The 12,978-nt window shown below is 59.8% G+C and carries 13 protein-coding genes; 3 read left to right on the top strand and 10 right to left on the bottom strand.

The features are described 5' to 3' along the window. Window positions 1–818: 818 nt before the first annotated feature. The 4 genes from HT585_RS17240 to repA form a co-directional block, all read right to left on the bottom strand. A complete protein-coding gene (locus HT585_RS17240; protein WP_210270438.1) occupies window positions 819–1,160 on the bottom strand; it encodes a hypothetical protein in 342 nt (113 codons plus the stop codon). Window positions 1,161–1,619: 459 nt separating this feature from the next. Then, complete coding sequence (repC, locus tag HT585_RS17235) at window positions 1,620–2,915, bottom strand: plasmid replication protein RepC (protein ID WP_176354060.1); 1,296 nt, start codon at window positions 2,913–2,915, stop codon at window positions 1,620–1,622. Between the two features lie 155 nt (window positions 2,916–3,070). Next, the gene (gene repB, locus HT585_RS17230) at window positions 3,071–4,066 is read right to left on the bottom strand and encodes a plasmid partitioning protein RepB (protein WP_176354059.1); all 996 of its coding nucleotides are present in this window, start codon (window positions 4,064–4,066) and stop codon (window positions 3,071–3,073) included. Window positions 4,067–4,069: 3 nt separating this feature from the next. Next, window positions 4,070–5,266: a plasmid partitioning protein RepA gene (gene repA / locus HT585_RS17225; RefSeq protein ID WP_176354058.1), complete on the bottom strand. Its 1,197-nt coding sequence runs from the start codon at window positions 5,264–5,266 to the stop codon at window positions 4,070–4,072. 418 nt (window positions 5,267–5,684) lie between these two features. On the opposite strand from repA, the gene HT585_RS17220 reads away from it, so the two are divergent. After that, window positions 5,685–5,864 (top strand): hypothetical protein, encoded by a 180-nt coding sequence (locus tag HT585_RS17220; RefSeq protein WP_176354057.1) that lies wholly within the window; start codon window positions 5,685–5,687, stop codon window positions 5,862–5,864. Window positions 5,865–6,292: 428 nt separating this feature from the next. Here HT585_RS17220 and HT585_RS17215 read toward each other — a convergent pair whose 3' ends face one another. Next, window positions 6,293–6,523, bottom strand: coding sequence for a hypothetical protein (locus HT585_RS17215; RefSeq protein WP_176354056.1), 231 nt, complete (start codon window positions 6,521–6,523; stop codon window positions 6,293–6,295). Between HT585_RS17215 and hutC the strand changes: the two genes are divergently transcribed. Further along, window positions 6,434–7,189, top strand: a complete 756-nt coding sequence (gene hutC / locus HT585_RS17210) for a histidine utilization transcriptional repressor HutC (RefSeq protein WP_176354229.1) — start codon at window positions 6,434–6,436, stop codon at window positions 7,187–7,189. The two genes, HT585_RS17215 and hutC, sit on opposite strands and share 90 nt — an antisense overlap. Before the next feature lie 169 nt (window positions 7,190–7,358). Next, entirely contained in the window at window positions 7,359–8,021 is a 663-nt protein-coding gene (locus HT585_RS17205) for an alpha/beta hydrolase family protein (protein ID WP_246707718.1), read from the top strand. Between the two features lie 46 nt (window positions 8,022–8,067). On the opposite strand, the gene HT585_RS17200 is transcribed toward HT585_RS17205, so the two are convergent. From HT585_RS17200 to HT585_RS31765, 5 genes are all read right to left on the bottom strand, one after another. Further along, the gene (locus HT585_RS17200; RefSeq protein ID WP_176354055.1) at window positions 8,068–9,309 is read right to left on the bottom strand and encodes an adenylate/guanylate cyclase domain-containing protein; all 1,242 of its coding nucleotides are present in this window, start codon (window positions 9,307–9,309) and stop codon (window positions 8,068–8,070) included. A gap of 191 nt (window positions 9,310–9,500) precedes the next feature. Further along, window positions 9,501–10,970, bottom strand: a complete 1,470-nt coding sequence (locus HT585_RS17195; protein WP_176354054.1) for a sensor histidine kinase — start codon at window positions 10,968–10,970, stop codon at window positions 9,501–9,503. After that, window positions 10,967–11,641, bottom strand: coding sequence for a response regulator (locus HT585_RS17190; RefSeq protein ID WP_173421255.1), 675 nt, complete (start codon window positions 11,639–11,641; stop codon window positions 10,967–10,969). The genes HT585_RS17195 and HT585_RS17190 overlap by 4 nt, the downstream gene beginning before the upstream one ends. Window positions 11,642–11,728: 87 nt before the next feature. Then, complete coding sequence (locus HT585_RS17185; protein WP_176354053.1) at window positions 11,729–12,112, bottom strand: hypothetical protein; 384 nt, start codon at window positions 12,110–12,112, stop codon at window positions 11,729–11,731. Between the two features lie 97 nt (window positions 12,113–12,209). Further along, the gene (locus HT585_RS31765; protein WP_246707717.1) at window positions 12,210–12,689 is read right to left on the bottom strand and encodes a hypothetical protein; all 480 of its coding nucleotides are present in this window, start codon (window positions 12,687–12,689) and stop codon (window positions 12,210–12,212) included. Window positions 12,690–12,978 lie beyond the last annotated feature (289 nt).

The raw sequence follows: 12,978 nt of genomic DNA, 5'->3' as shown, positions 1-12,978 counted from the left end.
TAGGTGTCGTTGTCTCAGCCAAACCGAACGTTGGCTGCTTCGAGAAGCCAGGGCATTGACGGAAAACGCGAGCCTCGTTTCATTGGGTTGAAATCCAGATGGATGCGGCCAGAACTGTTGACAGCTGTCAACACGCCGGGTGACTGCTGCAGGCGCAGCCCAACTGTCCGCCAGTGCAGGTCCGCAGTATCGTTTCGCCCCCTGGTATGTATCAACCTTTCTCCGCGTGCGGATCTTCCGCGCAGGCTCTGCACGCAGAACGTCCGATAGGCCGGGTGGCGCACAACGTCCGATCTCAATCGACTGATGCCGCTCAGCTGGTACCGAAGTCGGCTCGTCTTGCGTCGATCACCATAAGCAGGCGGAGGCTTCAGGTGAGGGAAGTTATCGCCGCTTTAGCTTCCTTTGGAGCGCCGTCTCGCTTGCCAGATAAGGGCTTATAAAGTCTGTCTTCCAGCGCACGCTTTGCGCTCTTGAACGGTAGAGGGCTCCGTAAAAAACCGAAAAGTCTGCCATCCAACTTGCAACAGTCGTTCCCACCGCCAACCGCGGCGCACTCTCCCTGAGCGGACATCCAACCTCTGCCGGCGACTACTCTACGGTCCCGCTGGCCAAAGTTCCGTATAGGATCGCAACCTTGGGCCACGCTATGCGCTGAGGAACAGGATGCAGAAGACTTGCCCAAGAGCGTCAGCGAGGCTGAGCTAGATGCCCTCTAGCTACTCGGCGACGCCGGATGGTTGCCGCAACGTCAAATCGTTATGGCTCCGGACCGAGTTCCATGGGTGGCTCTCGCTCACCGACAGTGTAACGCGCGTCTATCTGCGACGGTCGATACGCCGCATATCGACAATTCTGCCGTCGATTTGACGAACACCGATTTCGAAGCGGGTATTGCCACGCCATGCGCGATAGACAAAAAACCTGCCTCGGCAGTCAACCCGACGAATATCACGGAAGCCACGATTGCGGAGCAACCGTTCTCCCTGACTACACGTAATGCCGCGACCGCTATTGAGGCTGGTGCCGACCCCGATGTTGATGTTGATATTGGTTTGAGCGCTGGCCTTGCCTGGAACGGCCACCGGCGAGGCGACGACCGCCAGAGAAATCATCAGCGAGACGAACGAAGATCGAAGTATCGTCCTGTTGAAATACATAATCGCCCCCAAGGTTGACGAATGTCAGCGCTAAAACTGCGCGCAGAGAGAAGTTACGCGCAGGCCTTGTTCAAACGCAAGGCAAATTGATGCGCCTCACAACCGCGCATCTGACCTGCCTAATGAGCTCGGCGAATCAACGCTCGCAGTTGCTGCCGAAGTGCCATCTGGGAGGTCGCGAGGTTCAGATGGGGCAATTTTCTTCTTCCGACAATCAAGAAGCGTTATGATCTGTCGGGACGCCAGGTTCACTATCTGCATCGCTCAAAATAGCCACGTCGCTACGTGGGGCACACTTCGATCATCAGACCGGTGAGAACCTCACCACTCATGCAAACGATGGACGCACGTCTGCCGCAGCGGAACAGTTATAATGCGTTCGCTGTGTTGAACTCCGGGCGCGGGTCAACATCGGTTGACAGCTGTCAACCGGAGCAAAAACCAAACCAAGCTTCGAGGTCAGCTGGCTAGCGACACGTTGCCAGGATGGGATCGCAGCAACGCCATAATCATCGGACCGACGGCAAACTCCTTCCGGAGTGAACGGCGGGTCAGATCGCGCAAGTAACCGCCAGCTGACGCAATGTGCGTCGAACGCTGCAGAATACATGCAAGCACCGCGGCTGCCGTTTCTGGGCCGAGTACCCGGCAAGCTTCGTCATGTGCACCTTGGCTGACATTCAGCATGGAGCGCACGACCACGGCTGCTGTCATCAGATCACGCCAGGAGCGGATTTCGCCGCCAGGGCCATAATCGATGATATCAGGGCAAGCCTTCAGCACAGTCGATAGAGGGAAAGCCTGTGTGGAGTGACGCTGCTCAGTCGGCATCGGCTCGGGCTTGTCGGCAAAGTTGGTCCTGACGATTTCGCTAACCGATGGTTCATCGAGAACAACACTTTCTCCGCCGTTCGATCTCAAACCTGCCTGAGTGTCGTTTCCTAAGCCCTGTTCAGATTCAGTAGGAGAGTCTGGATATGAACTCTGTATGTGGCAGCCATTTTGGCTATCATTGGTGCCCAGTTTTCGCAAATTTATCAGTTTTTCCAATTGGTTGAGAACTTCCGCGCGCAAGACGCCGAGTTTGCCGAGCACATGTTCGATTTCAGCAAGCGTTGGTTTCCTTGGAAGGGGCTCAACGGCGAGCAGGTAACGTTGCTGAAGGTCGTCGCAATCGGATACGGGATCGGTTTCGCGCAGAACTTCGATGAGCTTGGAAAGGTCGCGGCGGCAGAGGCTGAGACGCTCACGTGCGAGCTGCGTCTCCTGGCGGGCGAGGGCGATGTCGGCTGCTGCTGTCTGCAGTTCGCGGGCGCGTGCGAGCAGCGGAGAAAGGTCGAACCCGAAGGCGTCGCCGATCGACCCCTTTGTGTCTCGGCGGGCGTAGCGTTTGCCATTGGGACTGTCCTTGCGCAGGATGAGGCCAGCTTCCACCAAGGCTGCCAGATGACGGCGCAAGGTCGTGCCCGCCATGCCGTGCGTGCGCAGTGCTAATTGGTTGTTCGACGGAAAAACCACCAGGCCTTTGCCGCTGGTCAGCTCGACCTTCGGATAGAAGCTGAGCAATGCATTGAGCACGGCCAAGGCACGGTCGGACACACCGACGATCGCCTTGGCTTCGCAGACAGTCCGAAACAGTTTCCATTTATCGATCGACTGATGCGAATCGATTTCGCTCGCGACGACTTGGCTTGCGAACATGCCAAGCGTCATCGCGCGCCGCCCAAAGGGCGTCGTCACATTTCCACGCTCCATCTTTCTTCACCTTTTCAAAGGCAAAAGAAGTTCGTTCGCCGAAACGACGTTAAAAACGCTTGACAGTGATTCGCGGAAATGGGATTCTCTAGTTGCTACACGAGAGAAGGGTTTCCGCAGCGCCAGTCGTTCGGAAGCCTTTTTCTTTTGCTCTGTTAGTCTCCTGTTTCCTCTTGATATTCGAGGTACAGAGATTTGAGCCTCTGCCTCACGAAATCTGCAAAGCCCGGCGCGGCCTTCTTGTTGAAGGAAAGCGTCGTTTCGCTGTTTGTCTCCCGGATGCGTACGGGCCGGGTATCATCCGGCGCCACCCACGCGACTGCCTGGCTCCTGGTCTTTACCGTGCTCAGGAATGCAAACAGTGTCTCGAACCGTTGATCGCTCTCGCGGGCCAGGAAATCTGATCGGCGTGCGTAACCATGGGCTTCTGTGCGCTTGTCGTCATTGGCCACGAGATCGGCGAGTTCGGTCCATCGCCGCCGCCCGATGGATGGTGCCGCGCCGATTGCCTCGATGAGGTCGACCGGAAGCCGGCGTACGATCGCGATCATTTTCGACAGGGCCGCCTTATCGACGCCCAGCGATGACATGATGACATCACGCGAAAAGTCTCGGTCCTCTAGACGAGCGGCAAATAGCGAACGCTCGATAAACGAGAGGTCGGTGCGCGCGTTGTTTTCCTGGCCTTGCGAGATCACCAGCTGCTCGTCGCTGAGATCGCGAACGACAGCCCTGACTTTACTACCGAGTTCTCGCATGGCGGTCAGGCGACGATGTCCATAGGCTACCTGGTAGCGCCCATCTTCGCTTGGATGCGGGCGAACCAGGATCGGCACCTGTTGTCCGTGGTCCCGGATCTGCTGAAGAAGCGACTGCTCGGCTTCGGCTGCAACGCCGAGACGATCGGCGACAAAGGAAGCATCGACGAGCGCCGGATCGAGCTCGATAATTGCCAGACCTTCGGCGAGCTGGCGTTCCAGCTCCTGCGCGCGCTCTACCTTCTGCGTAATGTTGGAAAGCGAGCGTGTAATACCGCCGATCGGGCTCGAGGGCCGCTGGCCGGGACTGAGGCCGACGAGGCCAGCCAGCGGGCGGTCCTCGCCGTCTGCGACGTGGTTGTCTGAAACACCGATGAGGTTCTTGCGGGCCACGGCTTATTTCCTTCCCCACACTTTGCGCAGGAGTTCCTCGATCTCGCCATTGACGAGCGTCAGGGAATCCATTGCGCGGTCGTAAGTGCCGCGGACAAACTGCGACCGCTCGACCTCATAGAGCGTCTGTTTTGTTACGCCGGCATCGGAAACGGCCGTCGATTTGACCATGGCGTTGTGCAGCATTCGGTTGCCGAAGATCGATCGCATGAAGCCGGTCATCTGGCTCTGCGGACCGTCATTCGGCTCGAACCGGGTCACGAGATAGCGCATCCAGTCGTAGCTGGTTCGGCCGCCGGCATCTTCGACGACGCGCATCAACTCGCTCGTCATCGAGAGAAACTGGGACATGGACATGACGTCGAGCATCTGCGGATGCACGGTAATCAGCACCGATGTCGCAGCGCACAGCGCCGACATGGTGAGAAAACCGAGCTGCGGCGGGCAATCGATGATGACGATGTCGTAAAAACTCTCGATATCGGCAAGCACATCGCCGATCCGCGCGAAAAACATGGTTTCGGCCGAGCCGCTGGTCATCGCCTTCGGCGTCTCGTGCTCGAATTCCATGAGTTCAAGGTTGCCGGGGACCAGGTGAAGGTTGGGCATATGGGTCGAGCGGACGATCTCGGCGACTGGCCGCGGATTTTCATAGCGAATGGCGCCGTACAGCGTTTCGGATTCACCGACGTCCAGTTCCGGCTGGTGGCCGAAGAGCGCCGAAAGCGAGGCCTGCGGATCGAGATCGATCGCAAGCGTCCGGTAGCCCCGAAGCGCCAGATATTGCGCAAGATGTGCCGAGGTCGTTGTTTTGGCCGACCCACCCTTGAAGTTCATGACCGAGATGACCTGCAGTCTCTCGTCGCCGCGGCGATGCGGTACGTATTTTCCCGCCTTGCCGCCCTCGTCCAGAACACGACGAATGCGCTCGATATCGGAGACCGCATACATGCGCCGCCCGTTTGACAACGGCTCGGGGCCATGGCCCTCTGAAGCGATCTGGCGCAGATAGCCTTCGCCGATTCCGATAAAGGCGGCTGCTTCGGCCGGGCTGAAAAGACGCAACGTCTTTTGCATTTGCGGCGGGAAGATCTTCTTCTGGTGCTGCTGGAGCTGATGCGCGAGTTCCAAGGCATCGGCAGCCAGGAGCGTTGGTAAATGCTCCTGCACATCGAGGCCATGGATTTTATGCTGCAACATCGAGTTCTCCAAAAACTGCGCAAAAATTGTCATATCGGGGCAATATGCGCAGATGCACTATGATCCGATTCGGTGTGAATGTACAAATGGATAGCCGAAAGCATGTATAAGTGCTCCAAGCACCAGTGAACGCGCCGGAGAAGTCATCAGTTGTCCGCGGACAACTCCGGTGATGTCGACCGGAAAGCCGTCATCGAGAACCGATCGCACCTCCGCAGAATAGCACCGCCACGGGTGCCATCGGACCAGGTGTATAAGGTCCGAAAGGAGGTCGCGACACCGCCCGGCTGAATTGCCCACCGCGGCTGAAATGATCGCTATTAGAATATGGATTTAGTCGACTATTGACAGGGAGCCGGATTGTGGCAAGATCGTGATGCGATGACGATGATGTCAGGCGGACTGGAAGGGATGCAACATGTTCTATCTCGGCGGGATGACGCTTGGCTACCTGGAGCCTCCAGCACCGAAGGCGGTCGTGCAGGCGGTCAAGCCACGCATCGAATTGACGCCGCGCGAGCCGGCGAACGATCGTGAGCGCGAGCGCGAACAGGAATGGGCCCGGGCCTTTCTGACCCCGTGGCACCTGTTCTACTGACACGAGGGCTGCATGCACGAACGGTGATCATCGGCCTTACTGTTTCTCGAAAGCAGTCCGCGATCCACGGCGTGTTCCTGCGAAACGCGGGAAGGCAGATGCCGTCATAGGCGGTTACCGAGTTGCGATTCTGACCACACGAGGCGCGAGGTTGACAGCTGTCAACGCTTGGCAATCTTATGGCCTTGGCAGCCGAGCTCGACGAAGCAAGCCCTATCGCGGCGACACCACCCGGTGTACTAGGCGCTCAGGTTGAGCCGATATCAGAAATAATTGAAAGAATTACAATAGGTTACGCCGTAACCGTTCCGACCGGCGGCTGCCGGTCATGCTTGTCGGCGCGATGAATCCACCAATGACCCGTCAGCGGGCTGCCACGGTCAAGCGCTCGTGACGATGCGAGTATGGAAGCACGGATGGCTTACGCGTCAACCGGCGCCTGTCGGTGCGGTGAGGTCGGCCGATAGCGAAGCTTTGGTGGAAAAGCAGGAAAGGGCAAGGGGAGGGCTGTCGCGACGCTGGGAAATGTTTAAGCTCGCTGGAGACAGAAAGCCACCGAGGGTGCCAACATTTCGAGCGATCAGCCAGCCGACGAAACAGGCAACCAAACCCAATCGCTTTCGTTGCACCAACGAATCCTCGGGGACGTTGAAGGTCATATTCTCTCTGGCGCGTGGCCGCCCGGCCACCGTATCCCGTTCGAACATGAATTGACCGAACAATACGGTTGCTCGCGCATGACCGTGAACAAGGCGTTGACCGAACTGGTCAAGCGCGGGCTGATCGAACGTCGACGCAAATCCGGAAGCTACGTCACATTTCCCCACGTGCAATCGGCGGTAATGGAAATCCATGACGTCAAGCTGGAGGTTCAATCCCTTGGATTGGAGTACAGTTTCCAGCTCGATGAACGCCATATCCGCAAGGCCGAGAGCAGGGATGCGGATCGCCTCGATCTACCGCCGTCTGCAAGACTGCTTGAGGTCACCTGCCGGCATTTCGCCGGCGGCCGGCCTTTCTGCTTCGAGGAGCGGCTTATCAGCCTCGCGGCGGTTCCCGAAGCCGAGACGGAACTCTTTGAAACGTCAGCGCCCGGTTCCTGGTTGCTGGGCAAGGTGCCTTGGAGCACGGCTGAGCATCGCATCAGAGCCGTTGGCGCAGGCCGAGGCGCGGCGCAGGCGCTTGATATTTCGAGCGGGGCGGCTTGTCTTGTGATCGAGAGACGCACCTGGAGTGGCCGCGCGCCGGTAACCCATGTTCGATTGACCTATCCCGGCGATAGGCATGAACTGGTGGCGCAATTCGCGCCAAGCCCGCTCGGCTAGAGTAGTCTGCCTTCAGATTGAAGGCCGGAAATATGGCCGAGAATCAAAGTGCTGGTGTCCTTGGAACGTTCCTCTGAACGCGTTGCGATCCAGAAGAATGCGCTCAAGCGGCTGGCGAGCCAGCCCGGCCGATGAACGGACGCTGGTGCCGGGTTTGACGTTAGGCTGAATGTCGCTGGCGGAAGGTGACGAGAGGGAAGAGACCATGCTGTTTGATGGGCCGGAAGATGCAGCCGTCACCATCCTGCTTGCGCACGGCGCCGGCGCGCCGATGGATTCCGCATCGATGACTGCCTGTGCCAAAGCGCTTGCCGCCGAAGGCTTTCGGGTCGTTCGGTTTGAGTTCGACTATATGGCAGCGCGCCGATCCGGTGGCCGCAAGCCGTCACCCCGTGCCGAAACGCTCAATCCGGAGTTCAAGGCTGCGGTAGAGACCCTTGGCGCCACCGGCGCGTTGCTGATCGGCGGCAAATCAATGGGCGGGCGCGTCGCCAGCATGATTGCCGATGAGCTCTACGCGCAGGGGAAAATCATCGGCCTGCTTTGCCTTGGCTACCCTTTCCACCCGCCGGGAAAGCCAGGGCAGCTGCGCACCAAACACCTCGAAGACCTGAAGACGCCGACATTGATCTGCCAGGGCACACGCGACGAATTCGGCACGCGCGAGGAGGCGCTCGGATATCAGCTGTCCGATGCTATAGAAGTTCTATGGCTGGAGGACGGCGACCATGATCTTAAACCGCGCAAGACGATCTCAGGCTATTCCGCTGCGGACCACCTGAAAACAATGGCGCAGGCCGTCGCGCGCCGGGTGGGCGGGCTTCTGGAGTAGACGACGGCTGCCATCCCTCGTGCAGGGCCGCGAGCCTCGATACTGATCATTCCGCCGCTTGAGCGGTTCCGGACGAAAATGCGAAGACGTCGATCGGGTCATCGAGCCCCTTTACGGCAAAGGCGCCCAAATGCTCCATTTCGCGGGTGCGTCCCGCCAGTTCGACGAAGGCGCGTGACAAGAGCACCGGACGTTTGGCCGTCTTGGTCAGGCTTTCCAGCCGCGACGCGATATTGACGGCCGGACCGATCACTGTGAAGTCGAGCCGACGGCGCGAGCCGATATTGCCATACATCACGTCGCCGACGTGGACGCCGATGCCGTAGCCCAGCGCTTCGCGGCCTCTCGCCAGGTTCTCCTGGTTCAAGGTGGCGATCGCGGCCTCCGCTTCGCCGATGGCCTGCAGGAGGTTTTCACTGGCTTGGGCATTGCTGAGCGGAAAAATCGCCAGCAGGCCGTCGCCCATGAATTTCAGGATCTCGCCGCCATGCCGCTCGATCGGCTCGGACATGGCGTCGAAATAGCCGTTGAGAAGCTCGATCACGTCATCCCGCGGCCAGAGGTCGGAGAGTTTGGTGAAGTCGCGAAGGTCGCAGATCAGGATCGCGGCGCTGACGGTCACACCGCTTCCGCGTGTCGTCGCCCCGGCAAGGATCTGTTCGCTTGCATGCGGCCCGACATAGGTTTCCAGCAGCGTTCGCGCCATCCGGTTCTTTAGCCGGATTTCGCTGACAAGTGCCAGGACCGGCAGCAAGCCGGTAAGCATTTCGAGATGGGCCGCCTCGAAACCACCCTTGCGGTCGCTGGAGAAGGTCACGACATGGCGTTTGCCGAGCGTGTGTTCCAGTGGCAAGGCGAGGTATTCGGTCAGGCCGTCGGCGCGCAGTTCGTCATAGAGCGCGTTCGGCACGTCGTCATCGGCCGTCGCCTCGAGATCTTTGCGAACTTCGCTGGCGCCATTGTTGATCGCGTAGAGCGGGCTGTTGAGATATTGGGACGTGTCTTCGACGCCATAGTCGTACATGCGGATGTCCGCCTCCGACAGTCCCTTGCGCCAGAGGATGCGGGCGCCGAGCCATTGCGGGTGATGGATCCGGAAGTGCAGCGTTGAGCGCGCAAGCGGTACGCCCGCCTCCACCAACCGCTCACACAGATCCACGAAGATATTGTCGATGAAGCGTTGGTCGCGGGTCTCGGTGACCAACCAGTCGAGAATCTTTCTGCTCTCCATTGGCAGGGCGCCGCTTTCATCCAGCGCTCCGGCCATGGCCTGGGATGAAGTCTGCATCGCAATTCTCCACTCTGCTCTGACGGGCCTGCTGTTGTCGAAACGGGAGCTCTCGGGAAAGCCGGCCGTGAAACGTCGCGACATATGTGGACCATCGGCCGGCTCTTGATAAGGCCCAGGGCGAAAAGTGATCTGAAAAGTTGAGAGGCCGCCGGTGCCGGTTCACGTTTTCCACCGCCGCCCGGCGCCGTTCACGCGCTGGCGGTCGACAGGATCGCCGGATGATTAACGTCGAGAACCGGCAATTGCAGCCTTATCCGTGCGCCGGACCAGGAGCCGTAGAGGATGTCGATGCGGCCGCCATGCAGCCGGGCGATCTCACGGGCCAGATTGAGCCCGAGGCCGGCACCGCTCGAACGCGGGCGCAAACGATAGAATGGTTCGAAGACACGCTCCCTTTCGTCGTGGGGAATGCCGGGACCGTCATCATGAACTTCGATGCCGCCTCGTGCATCGACTAGAACGGTTATGGTTCCGCGGTTGCCACCATGCTCGACGGCATTGCGCAGGAGGTTGGCAACGGCCTGTTCAATCTGCTGCACATGAATGCTTGTTGGCACTGGCTTTGTTGCTTCCGCCTCGAAGGCCAGTTCGTAGCCGGCTTCGAAAGCAAGAGGCGCGAAATCGGCGGCAAGCGTTTTGGCCAGCGCAACGAGGTCAACGACCTCGCGGCTACCAGCGCTATGCTCAAGCACCTGGCGTTCCAGAAGCTGTTGCGCCAGATGCGATAGCCGCTCGATATCTTTCCGCAGCCGTGCGCTCTGCGGATCTTCCTGCAGCAGTTCAGCGCGGGTGCGAAGGATGGCGATCGGCGTGCGCAGCTCGTGTGCCGCGTCGGTCAGGAAGCGATTGCGTTGGTCGTAACCTTCGTCCAGACGGGAAAGCGCGTTGTTGAAAGCATGCACCATCGGGGCGATCTCCGTCGGAACCTGGGCCGTTTCCAGCTGCACCGCGCGATTGTCTATGTCGATCCTCCCGGCCTGGTCGGCCGTCGCAACGAGACCGGCAAGCGACCGCCGAACGACAGCCGGCGTGGTGACCAGCGTGGCGACCCCCATGACCACAATGATCGGCAGCAGCAGGCAAAGGATAAGGAGCGCCAGGACCGGCAGCACGCGCAGCCAGTCAGGATTGCCGTTGGCATCCTTTGCCATGTCGGCATTGACGCTGATCTCGACTTCGAGCCCGTCATTCTCGTCGCGCGACGAGATCGAGGAGGTAAGAATCTGCACCGGGCCGACGTCGGTGTCGACATTGGCAAGCGCTGCTTCCGGCCTCCGGTCGCCCTCATCGAACCGCAAGGTCGCGCGACCGATGTTCTTCAAGAGCTCGCCGCCAGCCGCTTCATATGCCGCGGGGATGCTGCCTTCCTGGACAAAATGTCCATCAGCATCGCGGATCACGAACCAGAGATTGGGAAAATCCTCCCGAAACGCGCGGAGTTCCTCGGTGTCGCGCACCAGCAAGCCGCCGTTCTCGTCTCGGGCCACGGCCTCGGACAGGTGCTTTATGGCCGCCTCGTTGTCGATGATCAGGCGAGGCTGGGCAATCATCAGGATCGCAACCAAGAGAACGATCAAGGCGACGAAGGACGCCGCCTGTAGCAGGATGAGGCGGCGCACCAGCACCCATTGAAGCGAGCGTGGGCGAGATTTTTTCATGCCGTGGCGCGCAGCAGGTAGCCGAGGTTGCGGATTGCTCTGATCTCGACACCGGCCGCAACCTCCTCGAGCTTTCGCCGCAGCCGCGAGAGATGGGAATCAAGCGCATTGGAATCGATCTCATCTTCCATCGCATAGACGGAATCTTCCAGGGTCGCGCGCAGCACGGTGCGACCCGGCCGGCGCATCAGCGCTTCCAGTGCCAGCCTTTCGCGCCGCAACAGGTCCAGCGGCTTGTCGTCGACGACAGCCTCGCGATGGCGGAAATCATAAGTTAGGCGGCCGACCAGGATCTGGTCGGACTTAAGCGTGACGGGGCGGCGACCAAGCGCCCGAAGCCGCGCCATCAGCTCCTCGACCGCAAACGGCTTGGCGAGATAGTCGTCGGCGCCGCCATCGAGCCCGGTGACGCGGTCGTTGATGGTGCCGAGCGCCGTCAGCATCATGATCGGCGCCTCGACGCGCAACGCGCGCAGCTTCGGAATGAGGCTCAGACCCTCGCCGTCGGGCAGGCGGCGATCGAGCACGATCACATCGTAGGACCAGAGCTCGACCACGGCCTCGGCATCGGCGAGCGTGGAAACATGATCGACGATCACCTGACGACGCTCGAGCGCGGTCTTCAGGGCCGATGCCATTTCGGGCTCGTCCTCTAGCAGCAAGATGCGCATGCCGATCTCTCCTGATTGCGGTTCCGGATGGCCGGTGACCGCGGTGCCGAATGCATCATTTCTCAAATTGCGTTTGAGTTGAAGCGCTCACTCGCATTCGAGCTTCGGTTGACGGAAATTGGTGACGTACCAGCGGCCGCCCTGCTGGCGGGCGTAGAATGTGTAGAAGCATTCCTGTTCTTCCACATAGCCCGGCGTTACGTATTCTTCATAACGCTGGCCGCGGCGCGTGTCGCGGATCTCGCCGCTGGTCGAGCCGGAAACGACATTGGTGGAGATCTTGCGCCACTGGTAGGCGCGCTGATCCCAGCCAAGGTCGAGCACTGCGCTCGGCGGCCCGTAGTCGATGATGACCGATTCCACCGGTTGGCCGATATAGTTCTTCATCTCGGTGGAGGCGCAGCCGGTCAGAATGACGGTTGCGGTGGTGGCGATGACGGCGAAAGCGCCGCGCGCGTTGTAGAAGGGCATGTCTGATCCCGGGTTCGAATTGTCTGCCCCGGAGCTAATCTGCCAAGATTACATAGACATTGCGGTCGTCTTCGAGCATTGCGCCACGCTGTCGGCGTCAGGCGGCCCGGTTGGCGGGAGCATCGTCGATACTGGCATAGACCAGTCCCGGCTGGACGATCCACTCGCCCTGCCTCAGTGACTGCACGTCCGGTCCGCCACCAGCGTTGCGCGCGGCCACGCCGACGAACCGATAACGAAGCCCGCTGTCGTCGGTTACCGTTTCGCGGATCGGCCGCCCGGCGAGGTATCCGACGACCTGCCCTTCGAAGCGCACATTCGCCAGGATGAAATACTCGGTGGGCAAGTTCCGGCTCTGCTTCGTAGCGAGCTTGAATGCGCTTCTGATCTTCATCGCGTGAGACTCGTCGTAGGTTTTTCGTTTGCTCTTCAAGGCACCGCTTCGGGCATGCGTGCCGGGTAAAGAGAAGGCGGCCGTCTGAAGCCACCTGAAAGCGGCATGAGCATGGCAAAAGCGTTCGAGTTTGCGCTCGTTCGTCATTTCGCTGCGTAGCTTTTCATCCAGGAACGGCGGCAACCACGCACAGAGCCTAATCCGCCCATCCATAGAAAATCGCTTGGGAAGACGAGGCTTGGGCATAAGGAAAGCGTAAAGCGCCGCGCTCAGGTGAGGGCCGGGCAGTGCGTTTCGGCCGGTTGGGCGGTCTTGGCGCAGGATGCTTGACGGATCGTCGTCGAGAGGGTTTTCGGCTCGTATGCGGCACCAGACAGACGGAGGGGAGCGACGAACAGGTACGGCGCGATAAAAGATGAGTGTTATGCTCATATTTGTTGTGTGCGTTGCAGGGACGCGCTAATGAACGCCG

This window comes from Ensifer oleiphilus (assembly GCF_013371465.1).
Taxonomy (GTDB): domain Bacteria; phylum Pseudomonadota; class Alphaproteobacteria; order Rhizobiales; family Rhizobiaceae; genus Ensifer; species Ensifer oleiphilus.
This window is presented reverse-complemented; position numbering and strand designations above follow the sequence as displayed.

Coding starts and splice junctions, on each gene's coding strand:
- HT585_RS17240 (WP_210270438.1), bottom strand. CDS start 1,160: ATGTATTTCAACAGGACGATACTTCGATCTTCGTTCGTCTCGCTGATG.
- repC (WP_176354060.1), bottom strand. CDS start 2,915: ATGGAGCGTGGAAATGTGACGACGCCCTTTGGGCGGCGCGCGATGACG.
- repA (WP_176354058.1), bottom strand. CDS start 5,266: ATGTTGCAGCATAAAATCCATGGCCTCGATGTGCAGGAGCATTTACCA.
- HT585_RS17220 (WP_176354057.1), top strand. CDS start 5,685: ATGTTCTATCTCGGCGGGATGACGCTTGGCTACCTGGAGCCTCCAGCA.
- HT585_RS17215 (WP_176354056.1), bottom strand. CDS start 6,523: ATGACCTTCAACGTCCCCGAGGATTCGTTGGTGCAACGAAAGCGATTG.
- HT585_RS17205 (WP_246707718.1), top strand. CDS start 7,359: ATGTCGCTGGCGGAAGGTGACGAGAGGGAAGAGACCATGCTGTTTGAT.
- HT585_RS17200 (WP_176354055.1), bottom strand. CDS start 9,309: ATGCAGACTTCATCCCAGGCCATGGCCGGAGCGCTGGATGAAAGCGGC.
- HT585_RS17195 (WP_176354054.1), bottom strand. CDS start 10,970: ATGAAAAAATCTCGCCCACGCTCGCTTCAATGGGTGCTGGTGCGCCGC.
- HT585_RS17190 (WP_173421255.1), bottom strand. CDS start 11,641: ATGCGCATCTTGCTGCTAGAGGACGAGCCCGAAATGGCATCGGCCCTG.
- HT585_RS17185 (WP_176354053.1), bottom strand. CDS start 12,112: ATGCCCTTCTACAACGCGCGCGGCGCTTTCGCCGTCATCGCCACCACC.